General features: G+C 65.9%; 18 protein-coding genes. 10 read left to right on the top strand and 8 right to left on the bottom strand.

Annotated features, from left to right (window positions below):
* Positions 1-46: 46 nt before the first annotated feature.
* A complete protein-coding gene (gene tsf / locus AB3X94_RS02445; protein ID WP_176108287.1) occupies positions 47-928 on the bottom strand; it encodes a translation elongation factor Ts in 882 nt (293 codons plus the stop codon).
* Between the two features lie 217 nt (positions 929-1,145).
* Positions 1,146-1,898, bottom strand: a complete 753-nt coding sequence (gene rpsB / locus AB3X94_RS02440; protein WP_013089705.1) for a 30S ribosomal protein S2 — start codon at positions 1,896-1,898, stop codon at positions 1,146-1,148.
* Between the two features lie 482 nt (positions 1,899-2,380).
* Here rpsB and map point away from each other — a divergent pair, with 482 nt between their 5' ends.
* Genes map through AB3X94_RS02425 form a run of 3 tightly spaced genes read left to right on the top strand, consistent with a single transcriptional unit; the run spans position 2,381 to position 7,923 of the window.
* The gene (map, locus tag AB3X94_RS02435; protein WP_309235153.1) at positions 2,381-3,265 is read left to right on the top strand and encodes a type I methionyl aminopeptidase; all 885 of its coding nucleotides are present in this window, start codon (positions 2,381-2,383) and stop codon (positions 3,263-3,265) included.
* Between the two features lie 29 nt (positions 3,266-3,294).
* The gene (locus AB3X94_RS02430; RefSeq protein WP_368592668.1) at positions 3,295-5,874 is read left to right on the top strand and encodes a [protein-PII] uridylyltransferase; all 2,580 of its coding nucleotides are present in this window, start codon (positions 3,295-3,297) and stop codon (positions 5,872-5,874) included.
* 6 nt (positions 5,875-5,880) lie between these two features.
* Positions 5,881-7,923 carry a pseudouridine synthase gene (locus AB3X94_RS02425; protein WP_368610704.1) on the top strand — a complete coding sequence of 681 codons (2,043 nt, stop codon included), beginning with the start codon at positions 5,881-5,883 and terminating at the stop codon, positions 7,921-7,923.
* A gap of 96 nt (positions 7,924-8,019) precedes the next feature.
* Here AB3X94_RS02425 and def read toward each other — a convergent pair whose 3' ends face one another.
* The 5 genes from def to AB3X94_RS02400 form a co-directional block, all read right to left on the bottom strand.
* Positions 8,020-8,553 carry a peptide deformylase gene (gene def, locus AB3X94_RS02420; RefSeq protein WP_176108283.1) on the bottom strand — a complete coding sequence of 178 codons (534 nt, stop codon included), beginning with the start codon at positions 8,551-8,553 and terminating at the stop codon, positions 8,020-8,022.
* Positions 8,553-10,616, bottom strand: coding sequence for an NAD-dependent DNA ligase LigA (gene ligA, locus AB3X94_RS02415; RefSeq protein WP_368610703.1), 2,064 nt, complete (start codon positions 10,614-10,616; stop codon positions 8,553-8,555). Before ligA ends, def begins: the two co-directional genes overlap by 1 nt.
* 167 nt (positions 10,617-10,783) lie before the next feature.
* Positions 10,784-12,100, bottom strand: a complete 1,317-nt coding sequence (locus AB3X94_RS02410; protein WP_176108281.1) for a cell division protein ZipA C-terminal FtsZ-binding domain-containing protein — start codon at positions 12,098-12,100, stop codon at positions 10,784-10,786.
* A gap of 113 nt (positions 12,101-12,213) precedes the next feature.
* Positions 12,214-15,732: a chromosome segregation protein SMC gene (gene smc, locus AB3X94_RS02405; protein WP_368610702.1), complete on the bottom strand. Its 3,519-nt coding sequence runs from the start codon at positions 15,730-15,732 to the stop codon at positions 12,214-12,216.
* Between the two features lie 179 nt (positions 15,733-15,911).
* Positions 15,912-16,961, bottom strand: coding sequence for a DMT family transporter (locus AB3X94_RS02400; protein ID WP_368610701.1), 1,050 nt, complete (start codon positions 16,959-16,961; stop codon positions 15,912-15,914).
* 374 nt (positions 16,962-17,335) lie between these two features.
* Here AB3X94_RS02400 and dapC point away from each other — a divergent pair, with 374 nt between their 5' ends.
* From dapC to cls, 6 genes are all read left to right on the top strand, one after another.
* Positions 17,336-18,556, top strand: coding sequence for a succinyldiaminopimelate transaminase (gene dapC, locus AB3X94_RS02395; protein WP_368610700.1), 1,221 nt, complete (start codon positions 17,336-17,338; stop codon positions 18,554-18,556).
* A gap of 62 nt (positions 18,557-18,618) precedes the next feature.
* Complete coding sequence (gene dapD / locus AB3X94_RS02390; RefSeq protein WP_176108277.1) at positions 18,619-19,446, top strand: 2,3,4,5-tetrahydropyridine-2,6-dicarboxylate N-succinyltransferase; 828 nt, start codon at positions 18,619-18,621, stop codon at positions 19,444-19,446.
* Positions 19,446-19,811: an ArsC family reductase gene (locus tag AB3X94_RS02385; RefSeq protein WP_018435509.1), complete on the top strand. Its 366-nt coding sequence runs from the start codon at positions 19,446-19,448 to the stop codon at positions 19,809-19,811. The genes dapD and AB3X94_RS02385 overlap by 1 nt, the downstream gene beginning before the upstream one ends.
* Before the next feature lie 128 nt (positions 19,812-19,939).
* Positions 19,940-21,079, top strand: coding sequence for a succinyl-diaminopimelate desuccinylase (dapE, locus tag AB3X94_RS02380; protein WP_368610699.1), 1,140 nt, complete (start codon positions 19,940-19,942; stop codon positions 21,077-21,079).
* 14 nt (positions 21,080-21,093) lie between these two features.
* Positions 21,094-21,978 carry a 50S ribosomal protein L3 N(5)-glutamine methyltransferase gene (prmB, locus tag AB3X94_RS02375; protein ID WP_368610698.1) on the top strand — a complete coding sequence of 295 codons (885 nt, stop codon included), beginning with the start codon at positions 21,094-21,096 and terminating at the stop codon, positions 21,976-21,978.
* Between the two features lie 281 nt (positions 21,979-22,259).
* Positions 22,260-23,747 (top strand): cardiolipin synthase, encoded by a 1,488-nt coding sequence (cls, locus tag AB3X94_RS02370; protein WP_368610697.1) that lies wholly within the window; start codon positions 22,260-22,262, stop codon positions 23,745-23,747.
* Positions 23,748-23,758: 11 nt separating this feature from the next.
* On the opposite strand, the gene AB3X94_RS02365 is transcribed toward cls, so the two are convergent.
* Entirely contained in the window at positions 23,759-24,238 is a 480-nt protein-coding gene (locus tag AB3X94_RS02365) for a glutathione peroxidase (RefSeq protein ID WP_013089718.1), read from the bottom strand.
* Between the two features lie 166 nt (positions 24,239-24,404).
* On the opposite strand from AB3X94_RS02365, the gene AB3X94_RS02360 reads away from it, so the two are divergent.
* Positions 24,405-26,360: an ATP-binding cassette domain-containing protein gene (locus AB3X94_RS02360; RefSeq protein WP_368610696.1), complete on the top strand. Its 1,956-nt coding sequence runs from the start codon at positions 24,405-24,407 to the stop codon at positions 26,358-26,360.

Here is a 26,360-nt window from a genome sequence, read left to right as displayed (position 1 = left end):
CCTCGCCGCGGGTCCAAACGGTACGGCTGTGAAACTTAGCTAACGCTTATTGTTGCTTTGCAGCAGCGACCTGAGCGGCCACTTCCGCAGCGAAGTCGTCCTGCTTCTTCTCGATGCCTTCGCCGACCACGAACAGTGCGAACTTCTGCACGCTCGAGCTAGCCGCCTTCAGCATCTGTTCGATCGTCTGCTTGTCGTTCTTAACGAACGTCTGGTTCAGCAGCGACACTTCCTTCAGGTACTTCTGCACGCTGCCATCGACCATCTTGGCGACGATTTCAGCCGGCTTGCCCGATTCGGCAGCCTTCTGTTCAGCGATGCTGCGCTCCTTGGCGATCAGGTCCGCCGGAACGTCGTCCGACGACAGCGAAACCGGCTTCATCGCGGCGATGTGCATCGCCACGTCCTTGCCGACCTGCTCGTCCGCGCCGGTGTACTCGACCAGCACGCCGATGCGCGTGCCGTGCAGGTACGCGGCCAGCTTGTTGGCGGTTTCGAAGCGCTCGAAGCGGCGGATCGACATGTTTTCGCCGATCTTGCCGACCAGCGCGAGACGGACTGCGTCGACGGTCGAGCCGTCGAGCGGGAGCGCCGACAGCGCGGCGACGTCAGCCGGGTTTTGCGTCGCGACGAGCTCGGCGACCTTCTTCGAAAACGCGAGGAAGTCGTCGTTCTTCGAGACGAAGTCGGTTTCGCAGTTCAGCTCGACGAGCGAACCAGCGTTGCCGCCGATGAACGATGCGACCACGCCTTCAGCCGTCACGCGCGATGCCGCCTTGCTCGCCTTGTTGCCGAGCTTCACACGCAGCAGCTCTTCAGCGCGCGCCAGATCGCCGTCGGCTTCCGTCAGCGCCTTCTTGCATTCCATCATCGGCGCGTCGGTCTTCGCGCGCAGTTCTGCAACCATGCTTGCGGTAATTGCCGCCATCATTTGCTCCTTGAGTTCTGTCTGTCACATGCCGCCCGCACTTCGATGCCGGCGGCAGGAATTCGTTTCAGCGTTTTCGCGTATTTTTGCGAGCGACGCGTGTCACACCACCTCGAGCACTCTGCCAGATGTCCGTTACAACATCTGTTACAAGCGTCGCGGCTTAAAAAAAGGGGGCCTGTAGAAAGCCCCCTTTTATGTCGGACACTGGGCAGCCTTACGCTTCCGGGTTGACCTCGACGAACTCGTCGCCGTCGCCGCCACGTGCTGCCTGGACCACTTCGTTGACCGCATTGGCACGGCCTTCGAGGATCGCGTCGGCCACACCAGCCGCGTACAGGGCGACGGCCTTGCTGGCGTCGTCGTTACCCGGGATCACGTAGTCCACACCTTCCGGCGAGTGGTTCGTATCGACCACGGCGATGACCGGAATGCCGAGCTTGTTCGCTTCGGTCACGGCAATCTTGTGGTAGCCGACGTCAACCACGAAGATCGCGTCCGGAATGCCGCCCATGTCCTTCACGCCGCCGATCGACTTCTGCAGCTTGGCCATTTCGCGCTCGAACAGCAGCGCTTCCTTCTTGCTCATGCGCTCGGTTTCACCGGCTTCCAGCGCCGCTTCCATGTCCTTCAGGCGCTTGATCGATACCTTCAGCGTCTTGAAGTTGGTCAGCATACCGCCGAGCCAGCGTGCGTTCACGAACGGCATGCCAGCGCGCTGCGCTTCCTGGGCGATCGTGTCGCGCGATTGACGCTTCGTACCGACGAACAGGATCGTGCCGCGGTTCGATGCCAGCTGACGCGCGTACTTCAGCGCGTCGTTGTACATCGGCAGCGTCTTTTCGAGGTTGATGATGTGAATCTTGTTGCGATGACCGAAAATGAAGGGAGCCATCTTCGGGTTCCAGAAGCGGGTCTGGTGACCGAAGTGGACACCTGCTTCCAGCATTTGACGCATCGTAACTGCCATGAAATTCTCCACGAGGGTTGGGTCTTAAGCCGGCTGCCGTATCGGCCGCGCCCGCCTTTGTTTTGGCTGGAACGCGGCGACACCCTGGGTGCGCCGGTTTGCGAATTGGTTGCCTGACACTGCTTTCTCCAGCTCACGACGTCAGCAACCGGATTGCCGCGAGAAGCCGGTTCCGCCCAGTTGCCATGCGCGAATTTGCGGACTCGCGAATAAAAGCGGACTAGGACCGACTTAGCCAAAGAGTATAGCACGCGACTATCGACCGACTCAACCGACCCAACCACCGGCGGATAGCCATGCGCACTGGAGCGCACAGCCGGGCTCCGAATCCCGGCTTGGCGCCCTATGGCCCACCAATTGGCCGATTTTGATCACTTTTAGCCCATTACCGCCTGATCCAGCGCAACGAGCCCGCCCCCACTGCTGTAAAATGGCTCGATTCCGCCACCCGCGGGGGATCGTCAAGGATCGACCGGCATTCCGTGTGCACCAGACGCCCTCCGCCAGGCCACCGCAACACCCAGCAAGCCTTATCCAGCAAGGCTTCCGAGGAAACCATGGCTATCACCATCAAAAACGAAGACGACATCGCGAAGATGCGCGTCGCCTGTCGGCTCGCGAGCGAAGTGCTCGACTACATCACGCCGTTCGTCAAGGCCGGCGTCACCACTGGCGAGCTCGACCGCCTGTGCCACGAATACATGCTGAAGGACCAGGGCACGGTCCCCGCACCGCTGAATTACCAGCCGCCCGGCTACCCGCCGTACCCGAAAGCCACCTGCATTTCCGTCAACGACGTGATCTGCCACGGCATTCCCGGCGACAAGGCCCTGAAAAACGGCGACGCGCTGAACATCGACATCACGGTCATCAAGGACGGCTACTTCGGCGACACCAGCCGCATGTTCATCGTCGGCGAAGGGTCGATCATGGCGAGGCGCCTCGTGCAGGCTACCTTCGAGTGCATGTGGCTCGGCATCGACCAAGTGCGCCCCGGCGCGCATCTCGGCGACATCGGCTATGCGATCCAGAAGCACGCCGAAGGCCTCGGCTACAGCGTGGTGCGCGAATATTGCGGCCACGGCATCGGCACCGTGTTCCATGAAGATCCGCAGATCCTGCACTATGGCCGCCCCGGCACCGGCCTCGAATTGCAGGCCGGCATGATTTTCACGATCGAGCCGATGATCAACGCCGGCCGCCGCGACATCCGCACGATGCCCGACCAGTGGACCGTCAAGACCAAGGACCGCAGCCTGTCCGCGCAGTGGGAGCATACCGTGCTCGTCACGGAGACCGGCTACGACGTGCTGACCGTGTCGGCCGGTACGCCCGCGCGTCCGCCCGTGGTCGCGGCTACCGCCTGACCGATTCCGACCTCACCTTCCGTCTGCCAATGAGTAGCGTTCCAGCCGTCGCCCCCTCCCATGCCTCGTCGCTCAAGGCGGACTACAAAGTGGCCAAAGCCCAGTTGCTGGAACGCTTTCGAACGGCCACCAACGTCGACGCGTTGATGGCCGCGCTGGCGCGCGCCACGGACCATTCGCTGCGCGCCGCCTGGGACACCTGCGAACTGCCCGACGATCTCGCACTCGTCGCGGTCGGCGGCTATGGGCGCGGCGAACTCGCGCCGCACTCCGACATCGACATTTTGGTCCTGTTGCCCGACACGCGGCTCGAGCATCTGGAGGCGCGCATCGAGCGCTTCATCAGCCTCGCGTGGGATCTCGGGCTGGAACTCGGCAGCAGCGTGCGCAGCGTGTCGCAATGCCTCGAGGAAGCGGCCAACGACGTCACGGTGCGTACCTCGCTGCTGGAAGCCCGTCGCATCACCGGCAGCACCGCGCTGTTCGACGATTTCGCCCAACGCTACCGTGCAGCGCTCGACCCGAAGGCGTTCTTCCAGGCGAAGGTGCTCGAAATGCGCCAGCGTCACGCGAAGTTTCAGGACACGCCGTACGCGCTCGAGCCGAACATCAAGGAAAGCCCGGGCGGGCTGCGCGACCTGCAGTTGATCCTGTGGATCACGCAGGCGGCCGGGTTCGGCAGCAGTTGGCGTGAGCTCGAAGCGCGCGGACTGATCACCGAGCGCGAGGCGCGCGAGCTGCGCCGCAACGAGAGCTTCCTGAAGGCGCTGCGCGCGCGGCTGCATGTGATCGCCGGGCGCCGTCAGGACATCCTGGTGTTCGACCTGCAAACGCCGGTCGCCGAAAGCTTCGGCTTCAAGCCGACCGCGACCAAGCGCGCGAGCGAGCAACTGATGCGCCGCTACTACTGGGCCGCGAAAGCGGTCACGCAGCTCGCGACGATCCTGATCCAGAACATCGAGGCGCAGCTGTTTCCGAACACGAGCGGCATCACGCGCGTGCTGTCGGATCGCTTCGTCGAAAAGCAGGGCATGCTCGAAATCACGTCCGACGACGTGTTCCAGCGCGAGCCGAACGCGATCCTCGAAGCGTTCCTGCTTTACGAGCGCACCCCAGGCGTGAAGGGTCTGTCGGCGCGCACGCTGCGCGCGATCTACAACGCTCGTGACGTGATGGACCAGCATTGGCGGCGCGACCCGGAAAACCGCCGGCTTTTCATGGAAATCCTGAAACAGCCGGCCGGCATCACGCATGCGTTCCGGCTGATGAACCAGACCAGCGTGCTCGGGCGTTATCTGCTGAATTTCCGGCGCATCGTCGGGCAGATGCAGCACGACCTGTATCACGTGTACACCGTCGATCAGCACATCCTGATGGTGCTGCGCAATCTGCGCCGCTTCGCGATCGCCGAGCATGCGCACGAATACCCGTTCTGCAGCCAATTGATTGCCAACTTCGACCGGCCGTGGGTGCTGTACGTGGCCGCGCTGTTTCATGACATCGCCAAGGGGCGCGGCGGCGATCATTCCACGCTGGGCATGGCCGACGCGCGGCGCTTCTGCCGGCAGCACGGCATCGAAGGCGAGGATGGCGAACTGGTCGTGTGGCTCGTGCAGCAGCATCTGACGATGAGCCAGGTCGCGCAGAAGCAGGACACCAGCGACCCCGAAGTGATCAAGCGCTTCGCCGAACTGGTCGGCACCGAGCGGCGTCTGACCGCGCTCTATCTGCTGACCGTCGCCGACATCCGCGGTACCAGCCCGAAGGTCTGGAACACGTGGAAAGGCAAACTGCTCGAAGACCTCTACCGCACCAGCCTCGCCGTGCTGGGCGGCGCTCAACCGGACGAGCATTCGGAACTGAAGTCGCGCAAGGAAGAAGCGCTCGCGCTGCTGCGTCTGGAAACCGTGCCGGAAGGCGCGCAACGGGCGCTGTGGGACAAGCTCGACGTCGGCTACTTCCTGCGCCACGACGCGGCGGACATCGCGTGGCAGACCCGCGTGCTGTACCGCCACGTCGAAACGCCGACGCCGCTCGTGCGCGCGCGGCCGTCGCCGATCGGCGAGGCGCTGCAGGTACTCGTCTACGTGAAGGACCAACCCGATCTGTTCGCGGGCATCTGTGCGTATTTCGACCGCAACGGCCTGTCGGTGCTCGATGCGCGCGTCAGCACGACGCGCCACGGCTACGCGCTCGACAACTTCCTCGTCACGCACACCGAAGAGGACGTGCACTATCGCGACATCGCCAATCTGGTCGAGCAGGAACTGACCGCGCGGCTCGCGGGCCACGGCACCTTGCTGCCGGGACCGTCGAAGGGCCGGCTGTCGCGGCTGTCGCGCACCTTCCCGATTACGCCGCGTGTCGACCTGCGGGCCGATGAGCGCGGCCAATACTACATCCTGTCCGTGTCGGCGAACGACCGGCCGGGCCTTCTTTATTCGATCGCGCGCGTGCTGGCCGAGCACCGGGTCGGCGTCGCCTCGGCGCGGATCAATACGCTCGGCGAACGCGTCGAGGACGTGTTCCTGCTCGAAGGACACAGCCTGTCGGACAACCGCCTGCAAATTCAGGTCGAGACCGAACTGCTGCGCGCGATCGCAGTGTGAGATTTCATGCGAAACAAATTAACAGCGAAGCATCCGCGGCCGGCGTCGTCCGAACGCGCCCCTGTCCGCCCCGGCAGCGCGTCGGCGCGTAAGCCGACCCGTCCAGCGCGGCCGAAGCCTTTCGAGGCCGAGGGTGGCGCGAAGCGGCCGGTCAGCGCGAAGCCGGCGGGCGCCGGTGCCCGCGCGCCGCGTGCCGAAGGGTCGGGTCCGCGCGAACGGGGTGCGGCTGCCGCGGGCGCACTGCGCCGCTTTGAAGGTGCGGCTGAGCGTGGCGAACGCGGAGAACGCGCACCGCGTCGTTTTGAGGGCAGCGCTGAGCGTGGCGAGCGTGCCCCCCGGCGCGAATTCGGCGAGCGGACTGAACGCGCGCCGCGTCGCTTCGAAGGCGGCACTGAGCGTGGCGAGCGTGCCCCCCGGCGCGAATTCGGCGAGCGGACTGAACGCGCGCCGCGTCGCTTCGAAGGCGGCACTGAGCGTGGCGAACGTGCTCCACGGCGAGAATTCGGCGAGCGGAGTGAACGCGCGCCGCGTCGCTTCGAAGGCGGCGCTGAGCGCGGCGAACGCGCGCCCCGTCGCGAATTCGGCGAGCGGAGTGAACGCGCACCGCGTCGCTTCGAAGGCGGCGCTGAGCGCGGCGAACGCGCGCCCCGTCGCGAATTCGGCGAGCGCGCAGAACGCGCGCCGCGTCGTTTCGAGGGCAATGCGGAGCGCGGCGAGCGCTCACCGCGCCGCGACGACGGCGAACGCCGTCCGTTCAGCGGTCCACGCGCAGGCGCAGGCAGACCGTCGGAAGCCAGCGGGCGTGACGACCGCCCGGTGCGCCGGGAGCGCGATGCCGCCGATCGTCCGCGCTTCGGTAGCGATCGCGGCGAGCCGCAGCAGCGTCGCGGTGGTGATCGAGGCGAGCGCAGCGACCGCGCCCCGCGCCGCTTCGAAGGCGAGCGTGGCGAGCGCAGCTTCGGGAAACCCGCAAAAGGCGGCTACGGCGAGCGCACCGAGCGTCCGGCGCGCGCCACGCGTGAGGACCGCGGCGACCGCGGTGCACGCGGCGACTGGACGCCCTCGCGTCGTGAGTCCGGCGACCGCGCCGCACGCGGCGGTGAACGTACCGAGCGTCGCGAGCGCCCTGCGCGCAGCTTCGACGACACGCTGCCATCCGCAAACCGCCGCTTCGGCGACGACCGGCCAGCCCGCGCCGCCAAGCCGCGAACGTCGGCATCGGCAACGGCCCAACCCGTCGACACCACCATCGACACCCCGCACCCGCCCCGCCGCGATCGCGAAGACGCGCCGGGCATGCTACGTCTGTCGAAGCTGATGTCCAAGCTCGGCCTGTGCTCCCGCCGCGAGGCCGACGAGTGGATCGAGAAAGGCTGGGTCATGGTCGACGGCGAGCGCGTCGACACGCTCGGCACCAAGGTGTTCCCGGATCAGCGCATCGACATCGATCCAGCCGCCGAAGCCTTTCAGTCGAGCCAGGTGACCGTGATCGTCCACAAGCCGGTCGGCCTCGTATCGGGACAGGCGGAGGACGGCTATCAGCCGGCCATCACGCTCGTCACGCCGGAAAATCGCTGGGAAGGCGACCATTCGGGCATCCGCTTCTCGGTGTCGCATCTGCGCCAGCTCGCGCCGGCCGGACGTCTCGACATCGATTCGACGGGCCTGCTGGTGCTGACGCAGGACGGCCGCATCGCGAAGCAACTGATCGGCGGTCACTCGGACGTGGACAAGGAGTATCTGGTGCGCGTCGCCTACGGCGATCACACGGTCGACGTCGAAAGCCACTTCCCGGCCGAAAAACTCGCGCTGCTGCGCCATGGCCTGTCGCTCGACGACGTCGCGCTCAAGCCCGCGCAAGTCAGCTGGCAAAACGGCGAGCAGCTGCGTTTCGTGCTGCGCGAAGGCAAGAAGCGTCAGATTCGCCGCATGTGCGAACTGGTCGGTCTCGAAGTGGTGGGCCTGAAGCGCGTGCGCATGGGCAACGTGATGCTCGGCGCGCTGCCGCCGGGACAGTGGCGCTATCTGTCGGAAGACGAGTCGTTCTGAAGTCCGTCCAATGCGCCTCGTTGCTCAGAGCGGGCGCATCGGCATAACAAAAAACCCACGCACTTAGGCGTGGGTTTTTTGTTGGCGGCAGCCGTGTCAGTCGTCGCTATTCGGATCGAGATCGGGGAACAGGACCTCGGTAAAGCCGAACTTCGAGAAATCGGTAATCCGCATCGGATACAGCTTGCCGATCAGATGATCGCATTCGTGCTGCACGACCCGTGCATGAAAGCCCTCGGCGACCCGGTCGATCGGATTGCCGAACTGATCGAAGCCGTGATAGCGGATCATCGAAAACCGGCTCACCACGCCGCGCAGTCCCGGCACCGACAGGCAGCCTTCCCAGCTCTCTTCCATGTCCTGCGACACCGGCGTAATGGTCGGATTGATCAGCACCGTCTCCGGCACTGGCGGTGCGTCCGGATAGCGCTCGTTCGAACCGAAGCCGAAAATCACCACCTGCAGATCGACGCCGATCTGCGGTGCCGCAAGACCCGCGCCATTCGCAGCGTGCATGGTCTCGAACATGTCTTCCACGAGCCGGTGCAGCTCGGGCGTGTCGAAGTGATCGACCGGCTCGGCGATTCGCAGCAGGCGCGGGTCGCCCATCTTCAGAATGTCGTGAATCATCAGTGCCCCTCCAGGAGCTTGCGCATACCATCTTCGTCGAGTACGGGGATGCCGAGTTCCTCGGCCTTCGCGAGTTTGCTGCCCGCGTCGGCGCCCGCCACCACGTAACTGGTTTTCTTCGAAACCGACCCCGCCACCTTCGCGCCGGCCGCTTCGAGCATTTCCTTCGCATCCTCGCGCGACAGGTTCGGCAGCGTGCCGGTCAACACGACCGTCTGGCCGGCCAGCACGCCCTGCGGCGCCTTCGGCGCGGGCGGCCCCTCGGGCCACGTGACTCTGCCCGGCGCGCGCAGCTGCTCGATCACCGTGCGGTTGTGGTCCTCGGCGAAGAACTGGTGGATCGATTCGGCGACGACCGGCCCCACATCGTTGACTTCGAGCAGCGCTTCCAGCGACGCATCCATGATCGGATCGAGCGAGCCGAAGTGCTTCGCAAGATCCTTCGCGGTCGATTCGCCGACATGGCGAATCCCCAGCGCGTAGATAAAGCGCGCGAGCGTCGTGTGCTTGGCTTTTTCGAGCGAGTCGAGCAGGTTCTGCGCCGATTTATCGGCGAAGCGGTCGAGCTCCGCGAGCGTCGCGAAGCCGAGATTGAACAGATCGGCCGGCGTGCGGACCAGGTTCTGTTCGACCAGCTGATCGATGATCTTCTCGCCGAGGCCGTCGATATCGAGCGCGCGGCGCTGCGCGAAGTGCCACAGTGCCTGCTTGCGCTGCGCCGGACAGAAGAGCCCGCCCGTGCAGCGGGCAATCGCCTCGTCGGGCAGCCGCTCGATCGCCGAGCCGCACACCGGGCACTGCGTCGGCATCACGAACTCGCGAGCGTCGGCCGGACGACGCTCGAGCAGCGCGCTGACCACCTCCGGAATCACGTCGCCGGCGCGCCGCACGATTACCGTGTCGCCGATGCGGATGTCCTTGCGGCGCACCTCGTCTTCGTTGTGCAAGGTCGCGTTCGTGACCGTCGCGCCGCCGACGAACACCGGCTCCAGCCGCGCGACCGGTGTGATCGCGCCGGTGCGGCCGACCTGCACGTCGATCGCGACGAGCTTCGTCAGCGCTTCCTGTGCGGGGAATTTGTGCGCGAGCGCGAAGCGCGGCGCGCGCGACACGAAGCCGAGCCTGTCTTGCTCGTTGCGCCGGTTGACCTTGTAGACGACGCCGTCGATGTCGTACGGTAGCCTGTCGCGCTTCTCGCCGACCGCGTGGAAGAAGCCGAGCAGGCCTTCGGCGCCCTGCACGACCGCACGCTCGCCATTGACCGGCAAGCCCATCTCCTTGTACCAGTCGAGCAGTTCGCTATGCGTGGGCGGCATCTCGATGCCGTCGAGCACGCCGATCCCATACGCGAAAAACGACAGCGGCCGCTGCGCGGTGATCTTCGAATCGAGCTGGCGCAGGCTGCCAGCCGCCGCGTTGCGCGGGTTCGCGAATTCCCGTTGCCCGGCGGCGCGCTGGCGTTCGTTCAGGCGCTCGAAGTCGCGCTTGAACATCAGCACTTCGCCGCGCACGTCGAGCACGTGCGGCACGCGCTTGCCCTTCAGCTTCAGCGGAATCGAGCGGATCGTGCGGACGTTTTCGGTGACGTTCTCGCCAGTCGTGCCGTCGCCGCGCGTGGACGCCTGCACGAACACGCCGTCGACGTAGCGCAGCGAGATCGCGAGACCGTCGAATTTCAGCTCGGCCGCGTAGTCGACGGGGACCGGCGGCTCGCTCGCGTTATTGCCGAGCGCGTCGCCGATGCGCTTGTCGAACGCGACGATGTCTTCGTCGGCGAAACCGTTGTTCAGCGACAGCATCGGCTGATCGTGCACGACCGGCTCGAAACCGCTCGCGGCCTTACCGCCGACACGCTGCGTCGGCGAATCGGGCACGATCAGATCCGGATGCTCGGTCTCGATGCCCTCCAGCTCCTTGAACAGCTTGTCGTACTCGGCATCCGGCAGATCCGGCTGATCGAGCACGTAGTACGCGTAGTTCGCGCGTTCGAGTTCCGCGCGCAACCACGCGGCCCGTTCGGCCGGAGCGCTGGTTGCGGAAGAAGGGACGGAGGATCGGGCCATGCGGTCGGAAGCTTCTCGATAATGAAAGTCGGACATCGGATTATCGCAGGAAGCGTGCCCCTTTACATCGGTGAATACCGGGCGAGCCATGCTGCAATGCAAGCCTGAAACGACGACGGCCGCACATCGTGCGGCCGTCGTCAGAACGGGTGGAACGCTGAAACTGCTTACTGGCTGAACAGGCGCCGCGTGGCCGGCGAACCCGCCGGAATGCCCGCCTGTTCGAGCTTCGCGTACAGCGTCATCAACTGTTTTTCGATCGCGAGCAGCGCGCTTTCGGGCAACGGCCGGCGGCCGTCGTCGACCACGCGTCCGCCGATACGCTCGGCCAGCGACTTCGCGTAATCGCACATCAGACGGAACGGCAGAATGTCTTCGTCGGCGACCGGCACATCGAGCACCAGCGTGATCATCTCGCCGCCTTTATACGTGAGGTCGTCGCGCAGGAAGTTGGTGTCGCCGAACTGCAGCATGAATACCGGGTTTTGCCGCGAGTCGAGCTTGACGAAGCGCGTGCCGTCACGCGACAGCAGCAGACCGTCCTGCGACGCGACCGCCTGCACGTAGTTGGCCGACCACGGTGCGCCGTCCGACAGCACGTTGATCGACAGCTGCGCGTCGCACTGGGCGGCAAAGCCATCGAGCTCGCGCGCCATCGCGACGGTTTCGAGCATGTCGGGGAATTCCGGCGCGGCGTCGAGCGCGTCGGCGAACTGCTGCACGCCGGTCACGAACTCGGAAAATTCGAGCTCGTTGAGCGCGCCGCTGCGGTTCGCGAGCTGCGCGGCCGCGCGCAGTTCGTCGTAGCGCGTGCCGTTCTGCAGCAGCTCCCATGCGCCGCCGCCTTCGGGCTTGCCTTCGATATGCACGGGCTTGCTGCCTGCGCGACGCAAGCGCTGCGCGAGCGGCAGCACCTTGTCGCCGGCCACGGGACCGTTCAATCGGATCGGCACGATACAGTCGATGCGCCGATCCACGATGGCCGGCGGCGCCGACGAGATCGTCGTGGCGGCCGGCAGGATCGGTTCGACCCGCTCGTGCTCGGCGGGCGCCGGCTGGGCCGCGGGCGCTTCGGCCGCGGGTCGCTCCACGTCGGCGTCCGAAGCCGCCGCATGCTCGCCTTCGCCGGCGGTATCGGAATCCGCCAACGGGTAACCGTTCGGCGACGTCATCTCGGCCTGGATATCAGCCGGTGTATCGAGCGGCGCCGCGCCCGCGCCGAACGTCGGCTCGACGCGCGCGGCGCTCGGGTGCGCGGTCGCCTCGGCGCTCACGCTGGGCTCGCGCCGCGTGGTCGGCCGGGCCGGCTCGATGAACGGGCTCTGCTCCTCATGCTCGTCCCGCGCGAGGCTCTCGGCGGTGTCGGCCGGCATCGGCCGCGGCATCTTGCGACGCACCTTCGCGCCCTGCCACGCGTTGTACACGACCACGCCCCCCACCACCACGGCACCCGCGCCGATCAAACCGAGTGTCAACTCGTCCATGCATGCTCCGTCAGCAATTCTTCTATCCACGCAGGCCTGCCGTCCGCTCCACGTACCGCGCGGCTCTCATCGAGGCCGCTGCGCTGAATGCGGATGCCCGCGAAGGCGTTAACTCAAACGATATTCTGGGCGAAACCCGCCGCCGTTTCCATGTCGACCGCAACGATCCGCGAGACGCCCTGCTCCTGCATCGTCACGCCGATCAGCTGCTGCGCCATCTCCATCGCGATCTTGTTGTGCGAGATGAACAGGAACTGGGTTTTGTCCGACATCGCCCGGACCAGATTCGCGAAGCGTTCGGTGTTGGCGTCGTCGAGTGGCGCGTCCACCTCGTCGAGCAGACAGAATGGCGCCGGATTCAGCTGGAACATCGCGAACACGAGCGCGGTCGCGGTCAGCGCTTTCTCGCCGCCCGACAGCAGGTGAATCGTCGAATTCTTCTTGCCCGGCGGCTGCGCCATCACCTGGACACCGGCGTCGAGGATTTCGTCGCCGGTCATGATCAGCTTCGCCTGGCCGCCACCGAACAGACGCGGGAACAGTTCGCCGAAATGACGGTTCACTTCATCGAACGTGCTTTGCAGCAGCGTGCGCGTTTCGGCGTCGATCTTGCGGATCGCGTCTTCGAGCGTTTCGATCGCGCTCGTCAGGTCGGCCGACTGCGAATCGAGGAAGCTCTTGCGCTCGGTCGCGGCCTTCAGCTCGTCGAGCGCGGCCATGTTGACCGGCCCGAGCGCGATGATCGCGTTGTTGATGCGCGTGACTTCGCCCTGCAGGTACGAGGGCTTCATGTCCGGCGTCAGCTTCGCTTGCAGATCGGCTTCATCGACCCCGGCCGCGGTCAATTGCTCGACGAACTGCTCGCCGTTGATGCGCGCGGCCTGCTCCTTCAACTGCAATTCGTTGATGCGGTCGCGCAGCGGCTGCAGCGCGCGCTCGGCGGTGAGACGCGTTTCGTCGGCCGAGCGCAGCTTCGCGGTCAGGTCGTCGAGCTCGACGCGCGCGGCGCGCAGCGCCTCTTCCTTGACGGCGCGGATATCGAGCGCGTCCTGCAGACCCGTGTGCGCGGTCTGCTCGTTGATCGTTTCGAGCTCGGCGCGCGCGTCTTCGAGCGAGCCCGCAACGCGCTCGCTCTGCTCGTGCGCGACCTGAATGCTGCGCTTCAATTCGTCGATGCGGTTCGCCATGTTGCGCGCGGCAAAGCGCGCGTCGGTGGCTGCGCGGTCGAGATCGCGTGCTTCGCCGCGGGCGGTCGTCAGTTCTTCGTCGAGTGCTTCGAAGGCGAGCTGATGGTCTTCGAAGCGCGCCTGCAGTTCGGCAAGCTCGCCGTCGTGACGCTCGAAGTTCGCTTCCGATTCCGCGCGCAGCGCACGCTGCTCGTCGACCTGGGCGGCAATCTCTTCGAGTTCCTCGCGGATCTGCGTGCTGCGCTGCGTGTAGCGCTCGTGCGCCTGGGTGAGCTTCAGCACGTCCATCTGCAACGCGTGGACCCGCTGCGTCGCGCGTTCAGCTTGCTGACGCATTTCGGCGAGCGCTTGCGCGGCTTGCGTGTGCGCGGCTTCGGCGCGGATCGCGGCGGCCTTCGCCTCATCGGCGAGCAAGGCCTGCGCACGCACCTGGCGGCCGAGATTTTCGATTTCCTGCTGACGGGCGAGCATGCCGGCCTGCTCGGAATCGGCCGCGTACAGTTGCACGCCGACGCGCGTGACCACGTGCCCCGCCTTCACCACGAATGCGCCGCCCTCGGGCAGCTGCGCGCGCATCGAAAGCGCCTGCTGCAGATCGTCGGCGACGAACGCAAGGCCGAGCCAGTCGGTCAGCACCGCGCGGATACCCGCGTCCTCGATGCGCACGAGCGACAAAAGCGAGCGCAGCGCGCCGGCCGCCGGGGCTGGCTGACCGGCTGCGGGCGGTGCGTAGAACGCGAGCTTGGCGGGGGGCGCGTCGGTTGCGAACGCCTTGACCCAATCGAGATTCGACACTTCCAGCGCGGCGAGGCGCTCGCGCAGCACCGCTTCGAGCGCGGTTTCCCAACCGGCCTCGACATGCAGCTTCTTCCATAGACGCGGCAGGCTGCCCAATTCGTGCTTGTCGAGCCACGGCTGGATCTTGCCTTCGGTCTGCACGTTTTCCTGCAACTGCTTGAGCGCGGCGAGGCGCGCGTCGAGCTGATGGATCTGCGCGCTTTCAGCTTGTACGCGCTCCTGCGCGGCGCGCCGTTCGCCGTCGAGCCGCGGCAGTGTTTCCTGCGCGTCCGAAAGGCGCCCCTGCGCGTCGTGCAGGATTTCCTCGTGCTCGGCGAGCTGCATGCGCAACTCCTCGAGCTGCGCTTCGTCGGGCGCGTCGAGGCCGCCCTCTTCCGATTTCAGCCGCTCCTGGCGCTGCTGCAGTTGCTGCAATTGCTGATCGGCATTGCGCTGATGTGCGGCTTCGAGCTTCAGCGCCTGCTCGGTCTGCGCGATGCCGGCGCGCTCGGTGTTCAGCTCCGCCTGCGCGTCGCGCCAGCGCGCTTCGAGCGCGGGCAGCGCGTCGTGCTTGGCGGCGGCGTTCTCTTCGGCCAGCACGGCTTTTTCTTCGGCGACGGCCAGTTGCTCTTCGGCGTCGGCGATATCGTCCTGCGCCTTGTCGGCCTGCGATTGCCACTGTTCGCGCTGCGCCGTGAGCGCAGCGATCTGCGCCTGCACGCGGTTGCGCGATTCGACGATGAAGCGGATCTCGGCTTCCAGCCGGCTCACTTCCGCGTTCGCCTCGTACAGCGCGCCCTGCGCGCCCTGCATCGCGTCGCTCGCCGAGTAATGCGCGACGCGCAGCGTTTCGAGTTCCGCCTCGACTTCGCGCAGCTTCGCGGTTTGCGCCTCGAGGTCGATCTGCGCCTGTTCGATCGCGCGTTGCTGACGCTGCTGCTCGCCAGCCGCCTCGTTTTTGCGCAATAGCCACAGCAGACGCTGCTTTTCCTCGCCATCGCTTTGCAGCTCGCGATAACGCGTCGCGACGACCGCCTGCCCCTCCAGCTTCTCGAGGTTCGTGCCGAGCTCGCGGATGATGTCCTCGACGCGCGTCAGGTTCTCGCGCGTGTCGTGCAGACGGTTCTCGGTCTCGCGGCGGCGTTCCTTGTACTTCGACACGCCGGCGGCTTCTTCGAGGAACACGCGCAGCTCTTCGGGCTTCGCCTCGATCAGCCGCGCGATCATGCCCTGCCCGATGATCGCGTACGCACGCGGACCCAGGCCGGTGCCGAGGAAGATGTCCTGGATATCGCGGCGGCGCGCCGGCAGATTGTTGATGTAGTAGCTCGAGGTGCCGTCGCGCGTCAGCACGCGCTTCACGGCGATCTCCGCATACTGGCCCCACTGGCCGGCGGCGCGGCCGTCCGCGTTGTCGAACACGAGTTCGACGCTCGCGCGGCTGCCGGGCTTGCGGGCGGTCGAGCCGTTGAAGATCACGTCCTGCATCGACTCGCCGCGCAATTCAGAGGCGCGCGATTCGCCGAGCACCCAGCGCACGGCGTCGATGATGTTGGATTTGCCGCACCCGTTCGGACCGACCACGCCAACCAGCTGGCCTGGGACCTGGAAATGCGTGGGATCGACGAAGGATTTGAAGCCAGCGAGTTTGATCGAGGTGAGCCGCACGGCGATTTCGCTGTTTGAAAAGAGAGTGTGATAGGTGGCTCGCGAGGTTGCGCCAGTCGTTCACCGCCGCGGCGGGACGGCCCCACGCAACCTCGCGAGCCTTCGCAATTTGTTGCCGGCTGCGTGCGCCCATGCACATCGAAGGCACAGGTGCGCATGCGCCGGCTAATGAGGGGGAATCATACCATCGCGCGTGGACGATTCTTACCGCCCTTTCGGTGGTCGTCGCTATCGCCGTCACGGCCGTGTTCGTCACCGCGTTGCTCACCGCACGGGCCACCGCGTCCATCGTCGCCGCTCGGCCCGTCCGTGTCGCCGATGGCCGGATCGGGGGGCGCCGTCCTCGTCCGATGCACCCAGCTCGACAACGCCGATGCGAGCACGATGCACGCGCCGCCGGCCCATTCGCGCGGCCCCGGTACTTCGCCGGCGAACAGCCACGCCGACAGCGCCGTCACGACCAGCTCGAACAGCATGATGATCGAAGCGCGATTGGCCGGCAAGCGCGAGAGCCCGTACTGCACCAGCATATTGTTCGACGCGAGCAGCAGACCGAGACCGAGCACCAGCAGCGCCGCGGTATCCAGATGCGCGCCGGTGGGCGGCGCGGGCATCGGCTCGATGAGCGACGCGAGCGCGCCGAACAGCGCCGCGCCGCCGAAGACCACCGCGGTGCGCATTTCGGGCTTCATGTCCGGCAGCACGCGGCTCGTCTTCAGAATCAGCACATTGCTCATCGCGAAGCCCATGCCGCCGGCGAGCCCGGCCCATTCGGCGGGATTGCCGGGCACCGGAATGCCGAGCCGCGGCGACCACAGCATCGTCATCGCGCCCGCGAGCGACAGCGCGGCCAGCGCCGCGCCCGACCACGTGAGCCTCTCATGCAGGATGAAATGTGCGAACAGCGCGGTCCACGCGGGCGTCAGATAGAACAGCAGCAGCACGCGCATCACCTGACCGTGGATCGCGCCCCACACGAAGCCGAGATTCGTGACGCCGGCGGCCAGCGCGAGCGCCGGCAGCAGCCAGTGCCATCGCACGGTCTTCAGCGCGCGATGCCGCACGAGCAGCACGAACAGGCAGCCGGTGCCGCTCGTCAGCGCGCTCGCTGCGGTGCCGGTCACGCCGAGCGCGGCGAGCATGCGCAGCGGGTACCAGACCATCCCCCAGACCGACGCGCCCAGCATGATCGCGAGCGTCGGCCAGCCGTTGCGAAGCCAGTTGGTCATGGGGCCGGACTCCGACGGGCGCCGTGGGCGGGTCGGATGAGGGTCCAGCCGGGTGTCTGCTGCTCTGCTGCGTACATTGCTGCTCCTGCAAATTCTTTTACGCGAACCGTAGGGGATTCGCGCCGTTCCCGCCGCGGCGCGCCGGTGCGCCGCCTCGCGGATTGCTGCCGCGCCGCGCGGCAACCTCCCGCTTGGCCCGCGGGCGCGCCACGCTATAATCGTCCGTTCGCCGCCGCTGGTGGCCGGCTCGCCGCCGGCCAGTCCATCGCGCGCAGGGACGCCGATTCATGTTTGATGCACCGACGCCCGCCGGCGCGCGTGCCCGGTCGTCCCGACTTTCATCCGCGTCCATTCCGATCAGGCCAACTCGTTCCGTGAATCCGCTACTCGACTCCCTTCAGCCCTATCCGTTCGAAAAGCTGCGCCTGCTTTTCAAGGACGTCACGCCGCCGGCCGGCCTCGCGCATATCAGCTTCGGCATCGGCGAGCCGAAACATCCGACGCCGCCACTGATCCGCGACGCCGTCATCGCTTCGCTCGGCGGCCTCGCTGCCTATCCGGCCACGCTCGGCTCGACGCCGCTGCGTGAGTCGATCGCGAAGTGGGTCACGCAACGCTACAACCTGCCGCCGCTCGATCCGCTGACCGAGGTGCTGCCGGTGTCCGGTTCGCGCGAGGCGCTGTTCGCGCTCGCGCAGACGGTGCTGAACCCGCGCCGGGATGCCGACGGAGAGCCTGCGATCGTACTCTGTCCGAACCCGTTCTACCAAATCTACGAAGGCGCGGCGCTGCTCGGCGGCGCCCAGCCGTACTTCGTCAACAGCGACCCGGCGCGCAACTTCGCGTGCGACTACTCGGCGGTGCCCGCCGACGTCTGGGCGCGCACGCAACTGCTGTACGTCTGCTCGCCGGGCAACCCGACCGGCGCCGTGCTCACGCTCGACGACTGGCGCGAACTGTTCGCGCTGTCGGACCGCTACGGCTTCGTGATCGCGTCGGACGAGTGCTACTCGGAAATCTATTTCGACGAGTCGAAGCCGCCGCTCGGCGGTCTCGAAGCGGCGCACCAGCTCGGCCGCGGCTTCGAGCGCCTCGTGATGCTGTCGAGCCTGTCGAAGCGCTCGAACGTGCCGGGCATGCGCTCGGGCTTCGTCGCCGGCGACGCGTCGATTCTGAAGTCGTTCCTGCTGTATCGCACGTACCACGGCGCGGCGCTGTCCACCGTGTACCAGAGCGCGAGCGTGGTCGCGTGGAGCGACGAGACGCACGTGCGCGAGAACCGCGCGAAGTACCTGCAGAAGTTCACCACCGTCACGCCGATGCTCGCCGACGTGCTCGACGTGCGCCTGCCCGACGCCGCGTTCTACCTGTGGGCCAATGTCGAGCGCACCGGCCTCACCGACACCGAGTTCGCCCAGCGCCTCTACGCCGACTATAATGTGACGGTTCTGCCGGGCTCGTTCCTCGCGCGCACCGCGCACGGCGTGAACCCCGGCCGCAATTTCGTGCGCCTCGCGCTCGTCGCCGATGTCGACGAATGCACGGCAGGCGCGCAGCGGATCGTCGAATTCTGCCGGTCTCTCGCTGCGGCTTGAGCCGCACCCGAGCCGCACCGCATCCCCGTCTCCAGACTTCAACCCTTCAGAAAATCACGCATATGTCGCAACAACTTCAGAGCATCATCGATACCGCCTGGGACAACCGCGCCGAGCTGTCGCCGAAAGCCGCGCCGGCCGAAGTGCGCGAAGCCGTCGCCCACGCGATCGAGCAACTCGATAAGGGCGCGCTGCGCGTCGCCGAAAAGAAGGACGGCGACTGGATCGTCAACCAGTGGCTGAAGAAGGCCGTGCTGCTGTCGTTCCGTCTGGAAGACAACGCGCCGATGCCGGCCGGCGGCTACAGCCAGTTCTACGACAAGGTGCCGTCGAAGTTCGCCAACTACACCGCTGAAGACTTCGCCGCCGGCGGCTTCCGCGTGGTGCCGCCCGCGATCGCGCGCCGCGGCTCGTTCATCGCGAAGAATGTCGTGCTGATGCCGTCGTACACCAACATCGGCGCATACGTCGACGAAGGCACGATGGTCGACACGTGGGCCACCGTCGGCTCGTGCGCGCAGATCGGCAAGAATGTGCACCTGTCGGGCGGCGTCGGCATCGGCGGCGTGCTCGAGCCGCTGCAGGCGAACCCGGTCATCATCGAAGACAACTGCTTCATCGGCGCGCGCTCGGAAGTCGTCGAAGGCGTGATCGTCGAGGAAAACTCGGTGATCTCGATGGGCGTGTACCTCGGCCAGAGCACCAAGATTTACGACCGCGAAACCGGCGAAGTCACGTACGGCCGCATTCCGGCGGGCTCGGTCGTGGTGGCGGGCAACCTGCCGTCGAAGGACGGCACGCACAGCCTGTACTGCGCGGTCATCGTCAAGAAGGTCGACGCGAAAACGCGCGCGAAGGTCGGCCTGAACGAGTTGCTGCGAGGCGACTGATGGCGCGCGGCACCAAAACCGTCGTCTACGGCATTCCGAACTGCGACACCGTGAAGAAGGCACGTGTGTGGCTCGAAGAGCACGGCGTCGAGTTCGAGTTTCACGACTTCAAGAAGGCCGGCGTGACCGAGCCGCTCGTGCAGGACTGGCTCAAGGACGTCAAGCTCGACGCGCTGCTGAACCGCCGCGGCACGACGTGGCGCGCGCTGTCCGACGACATGAAGGCGGCCGCTGAAACGCAGCCGGGCGCGATCGCACTGATGATCCACAAGCCGTCGGTGATCAAGCGGCCGGTGCTGGTCGTGAACGGGCGCGTGAAGTCGCTCGGTTTTTCCGCCGACGAGTACGCGGCGCTGTTTGCCTGAGCGCCAGACTCAGGCACAAGGCAGTAAGACGCGCGGCCTCGCGTCGCGTCGTTCAAAGGCTGTTGCCGGCTGCGGTGGCTCACCGCGAGCCGGCATTTTTTCATTTCAAAGTGGCTTGTACTGAATCCATGTCCGGCACCCTCGCCCTTACCGAACAACTGATCGCGCGCGCGTCCGTGACGCCCGACGACCAGCATTGCCAGCGTCTGTTGATCGAGCGCCTGGCCGCGCTCGGCTTCGAGCACGAGACGATCGAATCCAACGGCGTGACCAACCTGTGGGCCGTCAAGCGCGGCGTCGACGGCACCGCGGGCAAGCTGCTCGCGTTCGCCGGTCACACCGACGTGGTGCCGACCGGCCCGCTCGAACAATGGCACTCGGCGCCGTTCGAGCCGACCCAGCGCGACGGCAAGCTGTACGGCCGCGGCGCGGCGGACATGAAGGCATCGATCGCCGGCTTCGTCGTCGCGAGCGAGGAGTTCGTCGCGGCTAACCCTCGGCACCGCGGCTCGATCGCGTTCCTGATCACGAGCGACGAGGAAGGTCCCGCCACCGACGGCACCGTCAAGGTCGTCGAAGCATTGCAGGAGCGCGGTGAGCGCATGGACTACTGCATCGTGGGCGAGCCGACCTCCAGCGAGCGGTTCGGCGACATGGTCAAGAACGGCCGGCGCGGGTCGATGTCGGGCAAGCTGATCGTCAAAGGCGTGCAAGGCCATATCGCTTATCCGCATCTGGCGAAGAATCCGGTGCACCTGCTCGCGCCCGCGCTCGCCGAACTCGTTGCCGAGCGCTGGGACGAAGGCAACGAATATTTCCCGCCGACCACCTGGCAGGTGTCGAACATCCACAGCGGCGCCGGCGCGACCAACGTGATCCCCGGCCATGCGGACGTGATGTTCAACTTCCGCTTCTCGACCGCGAGCACCGTCGAAGGCCTGCAAAAACGCGTGCACGCGATTCTCGACAAACACGGCCTCGAATACGACCTGCAATGGACCGTGAGCGGCCTGCCGTTTCTCACCCCGCGGGGCGAGCTGTCGAGCGCGCTCGCGCAAGCGATCAAGGACGAGACCGGCGTGGACACTGAGCTGTCGACCACCGGCGGCACGTCGGACGGCCGCTTCATCGCGCGCATCTGCAAACAGGTGATCGAGTTCGGTCCGCTTAACGCGAGCATCCACAAGATCGACGAACATATCGAAGTCGCCCATATCGAGCCGCTGAAGAACGTGTATCGTCGCGTGCTCGAACAACTGATCGCATAACCAGGAACCTTGCGATGACGCTTCCTTTTTGCACCGTCCGCGACCTGCTGCGTTATGCAGTGTCGCGATTTAGCGAGGCCAAGCTGTCTTTCGGCCACGGCTCGGCCAATGCCTACGACGAAGCCGCCTATCTGATCCTGCACACGCTGCACCTGCCGCTCGACCTGCTCGAGCCGTTTCTCGATTCGCGCCTGACCACGGCCGAAATCGAGGCGGTGCTGAACGTGATCGAGCGACGCGCGGCCGAACGCGTGCCGGCCGCGTATATCACGCAGGAAGCGTGGATGCACGGCTATCACTTTTACGTCGACGAGCGCGTGATCGTGCCGCGCTCGTTCATCGGCGAGCTGCTGCAGGACGGCCTGCAGCCGTACGTCGAGGACCCCGAGCAGGTCGGCGCGGTGCTCGAGCTGTGCACCGGCTCCGGTTGTATCGCGATCCTCGCCGCCCACGCGTTCCCGAACGCCGACGTCGACGCGGTCGATCTGTCCGCGCCCGCGCTCGAAGTCGCGACTCGCAACGTGCTCGACTACCACCTAGACGACCGCATCGCGCTGTTCGAAGGCGATCTGTACGCGCCGCTCGCCGAGCGCCGCTACGACGTGATCATCAGCAACCCGCCGTACGTGAACGCGAAGTCGATGCAGGAGTTGCCGGCCGAATACAAGCACGAGCCGGAGATGGCACTCGCGGGTGGCGCGGACGGCATGGACATCGTGCGCCGGATCATTGCCGACGCGCGCAACTGGCTGACCGAAGACGGCGTGCTCGTCATCGAGATCGGCAACGAACGCGAGCACGTCGAGGCGGCGTTCGGCGGTCTGGACCTCGTGTGGCTGTCCACCAGCGCCGGCGACGACAACGTGTTCCTGATTCAGGCCAGCGACTTGCCGGTCTGAGTGCGGCGTGCTGTCCGTTTGATCGCGCGACGTGCGCGGCGCCGCTTGCAGCGGATTTCGCAAGTGACGCGCGCGCCGCGCGCCGCAGCACACACGGTTTATTCGTACGAGTTTTTGCGCTATTTTTTAGCGCGGGTTTTTAGCCCGTTTTTGGCGCTTTCCCAGGCGCCGCAGCCGCAGTCTGAATTCGTTGCCCGACGCGTTCGCCGCAGACCACGAAGCGAGCCTGTGCCCGCCTCCGTTTCCTGAATCACGGCGCTTCGCCAACTGTTCGCGAGCTTATGACATTCGACCTGCTTCACGTCGGCCCGCTGGTTCTCCTTGCCCACATTCTCGGCATCATCGCGGCTGCTCACGCGATCCTCCATACCCGCACCTCGCAAGGGGCGATCGCGTGGGCCGTGTCGCTCGTCGCGATGCCTTATCTGACGCTCGTGCCCTACCTGTTCCTTGGCCGCAGCAAGTTCGCCGGCTACGCGGACGCGCGCCGCGTCGAGAACGAGCTGCTGCGCACACGCGCGCATCCGCAGGTGTGGGACACGCACGCGTCGTCGGCCGGGGTGCCGACGCAGCAGCTCGGCTCGCGGCTCGTGCAGTCGCTGACGCGCCTTGGCGGCATGCCATTCCTGCCCGGCAATACCGTGCGCACACTGATCAACGGCACGGCGACTTTCGAGGCGATCTTCGACGCGATCCAGAACGCGCGCCGCTATGTAATCGTGCAGTTCTTCATCGTGCGCGCCGACGCGCTCGGCGACATGCTGAAAGACGCGCTGATCGCGAAAGCGCAACAAGGCGTGCGCGTGTACTTTCTGTATGACAGCATCGGCAGCTTCGATCTGCCGCACCGCTACGTCGCGGCACTGCGCGCGGCCGGCATCGAGATGCAGCCGTTCGCGACGAACCGCCGCTTCGTCAACCGTCTGCAACTGAACTTCCGCAATCACCGCAAGATCGTGGCGGTCGACGGCGAGCGCGCGTTTATTGGCGGTCACAACGTAGGCGTCGAATATCTGGGCGCGAAGCCGCCGCTGTCGCCGTGGCGCGATACGCACATCGAGGTGCGCGGCCCGGCGGTCGCCAGCATCCAGTTCGTTTTTATCGAGGACTGGTACTGGGCCACGCAGCAGTTGCCCGAGTTCGACCTGCCGCCCGCCGAATCGGCCGTCCCATCCGTCGAACAGCACGACGCCCACGACACCATCGAACGCCCCGCGAACAACATGCACTGCATCGTGCTGCCGAGCGGCCCGGCCGACAAACAGGAGACCTGCTCGCTGTTTTTCGTCGAAGCGATCAACGCGGCGCGCGAACGGATCTGGATCACGACGCCCTACCTCGTGCCCGACGAGGCGGTGTTCGCCGCGCTGCGGCTCGCGGCGCTGCGGGGCGTCGACGTGCGCATCCTGATTCCGAGCCGGCGCGATCACCGCGTGGTGTTCGCGGCGTCGAAGCTATACGCATACGACTCGCTGCGCGCGGGCATTCGCATCTTCCGCTATCAGCCGGGTTTCCTGCACCAGAAGGTCGTGCTGATCGACAGCAACGCGGCCGCGATCGGCAGCGCCAATCTCGACAACCGTTCGTTCCGTCTGAACTTCGAGATCATGGTGCTGACCGTCGACCGCGGCTTCGCGCTCGAAGTCGAAACGATGCTGCTCGACGACTTCGCCGAGTCGCGTGAAATCGATCGCGACGAGTACCGCAAGGCGAACGCGCTGCGACGCATGCTGATGCACGTCGCGCGGCTCTTTTCGCCGATCCTGTAAAAGCGCTCCTGTTACAGCAGCGCTTCGATATCCTCGGTGATCGCCTCGGGCTTCGTCAGCGGCGCATAGCGCTTGACCACGTTGCCATCGCGGCCAATCAGAAACTTCGTGAAATTCCACTTGATCGCCTCGAGGCCGAGCAGCCCCGGTGCTTCGATCGTCAGGTAACGGAATAGCGGGTGCGCATTCGGGCCGTTCACGTCGATCTTGTCGAACATCGGGAACGTCACGCCGTAGTTCTTCTCGCAGAAGCTGCCGATCTGCGCGGCGTCGCCCGGCTCCTGCTTGCCGAACTGATTGCACGGAAAGCCGAGCACCGCGAGCCCGCGCGCCGCATAGGCGTCGTACAGCTTCTGCAAGCCCGCGTACTGCGGCGTGAACCCGCATTCGCTCGCGGTATTGACGATCAGCATCACCTTGCCTTGGTACTTCGCGAGACTCGCTTCCTCGCCGCCGAGCGTGCGTGCCGAAAACGAATAGATCGATGTCATGTGCCCTCCCGTGAAAGCCGTCAGTCTATGCCAAAAGCGCTGCCGATACAGTCAGCCGAATGGCCGATGGCGGCTGCGCTCGATGTGACAGCCGGGCGATCGGCGCCGCGCGCCCGGCAACCCGCCGGGCAGTCTAAAATAGCGGTTTTCTTCAGCCGGCCACGTCGTGATCCGCTTCAATCAGTTCAGCCTCGCGCGCGGCACCAAGCCGCTTTTCGACAACACCACGTTCACGTTGAATCCCGGTGAAAAAGCCGGCCTCGTCGGGGCGAACGGTGCGGGCAAGTCTACGCTGTTCGCCGTGCTGCGCGGCGAGCTGCATGCGGACGGCGGCGATTTCTCGATCCCGCCGACCTGGCGCATCGCCCACGTCGCGCAGGAAACCCCCGCCGTCGACAAAACCGCCCTCGCCTACACGCTCGACGGCGACGCCGCGCTGCGCGACATCGAGGCGCGCATCGCTTCGGCCTCCGCGGCGCACGACGGCGCAGCCGAAGCCGAAGCCCACGCCGCGTTCGCCGACGCCGACGGCTACACCGCGCCGGCTCGCGCCGAAGCGTTGCTGCTCGGCCTCGGCTTCACGCTCGACCAGACCCGTGAGCCGGTCACGAGCTTCTCGGGCGGCTGGCGCATGCGGCTGAATCTCGCGCAGGCGCTGATGTGCCGCTCCGACCTGCTGCTGCTCGACGAACCGACCAACCACCTCGACCTCGACGCGATCGTCTGGCTCGAAGACTGGCTCAATCGCTATGCCGGCACGCTGATCGTGATCTCGCACGACCGCGAGTTTCTCGATTCCGTCTGCAATGTCACGCTGCATCTCGAGAACCAGCAGATCAAGCGCTACGGCGGCAACTACTCGCAATTCGAAGTGCTGCGCGCGCAGCAGATCGCGCTGCAACAGAGCGCGTACGAAAAGCAGCAGCGCACGGTCGCGCATCTGCAGAGCTACATCAACCGCTTCAAGGCGCAGGCCACCAAGGCGCGCCAGGCGCAAAGCCGGGTGAAGGCGCTCGAGAAGATGGAGCTGATCGCGCCCGCGCACGTCGCGTCGCCGTTCACGTTCGAGTTCCGTACGCCCGACTCCGCGCCGAATCCGATGATGGTGATGGAAGAGGTGCGCTGTGGCTATCACGCCGAAGACGGCAGCGAGATTCCGATCGTCGAGCGCGTGATGCTGTCGATCCAGAACGGTCAGCGCATCGGCCTGCTCGGTGCGAACGGCCAGGGCAAGTCGACGCTGATCAAGACGCTCGCGGGCACGCTCGAACCGCTCTCCGGCCACGTGCGCGAAGGCAAGGGTTTGCGCATCGGCTACTTCGCGCAGCATCAGCTCGAAACGCTGCGCCCCGACGACACGCCGTTGCAGCACCTCGCGCGTCTCGCGCCCGACACCCGCGAGCAGGAGCTGCGCGACTTCCTCGGCAGCTTCAACTTTTCCGGCGACATGGCGACCGCGAAGATCGCGCCGTTCTCGGGCGGCGAGAAGGCACGCCTCGCGCTTGCGCTGATCATCTGGCAGAAGCCGAACCTGCTGCTGCTCGACGAGCCGACCAACCACCTCGATCTCGAAACGCGCCACGCGCTGACGATGGCGCTCGCGCAATTCGAAGGCACGCTGATTCTGGTGTCGCACGACCGCCATCTGCTGCGCGCGACGACCGATCAGTTCATGCTGGTCGCGAAGCATCGTCTGCAGGAATTCGACGGCGATCTCGACGACTATCGCGACTGGCTGCTGCAGCATGCGGCCGAGCAGCGCGCGGCGTTGAAGGCGAACGCTTCCGGTGCGTCGGACGCGGCGTCCAACGGCGCGGCAAATGGCGACAGCAACGTCAATCGCAAGGAGCAGCGCCGCCTCGAAGCGGAAACGCGGCAGAAGCTCGCGCATCTGAAGAAACCGCTGCAAAGCCGTATCGCGAAGATCGAAAAGGAAATGGACGCGCTCAACGCGGAGAAGACGACGCTCGATGCGTTCGTCGTCGATCCCGCGAGTTACGAGCCGGAACAGAAGAGCAAACTGACGGAGGCGATCCGCCGTCAGGCAGACGTGAACGCGCGCCTCGATACGCTCGAAGCCGAATGGCTGGAGACGCACGAGGAACTCGAACAGATCGGCTAG

The sequence above is a fragment of the Paraburkholderia sp. BR10923 genome (assembly GCF_040948765.1).
In the GTDB taxonomy this organism is placed as follows: Bacteria; Pseudomonadota; Gammaproteobacteria; order Burkholderiales; family Burkholderiaceae; genus Paraburkholderia; species Paraburkholderia youngii.
The sequence above is the reverse complement of the archived record's forward strand: the minus strand, read 5'-3'. Positions and strand labels throughout refer to the sequence as shown.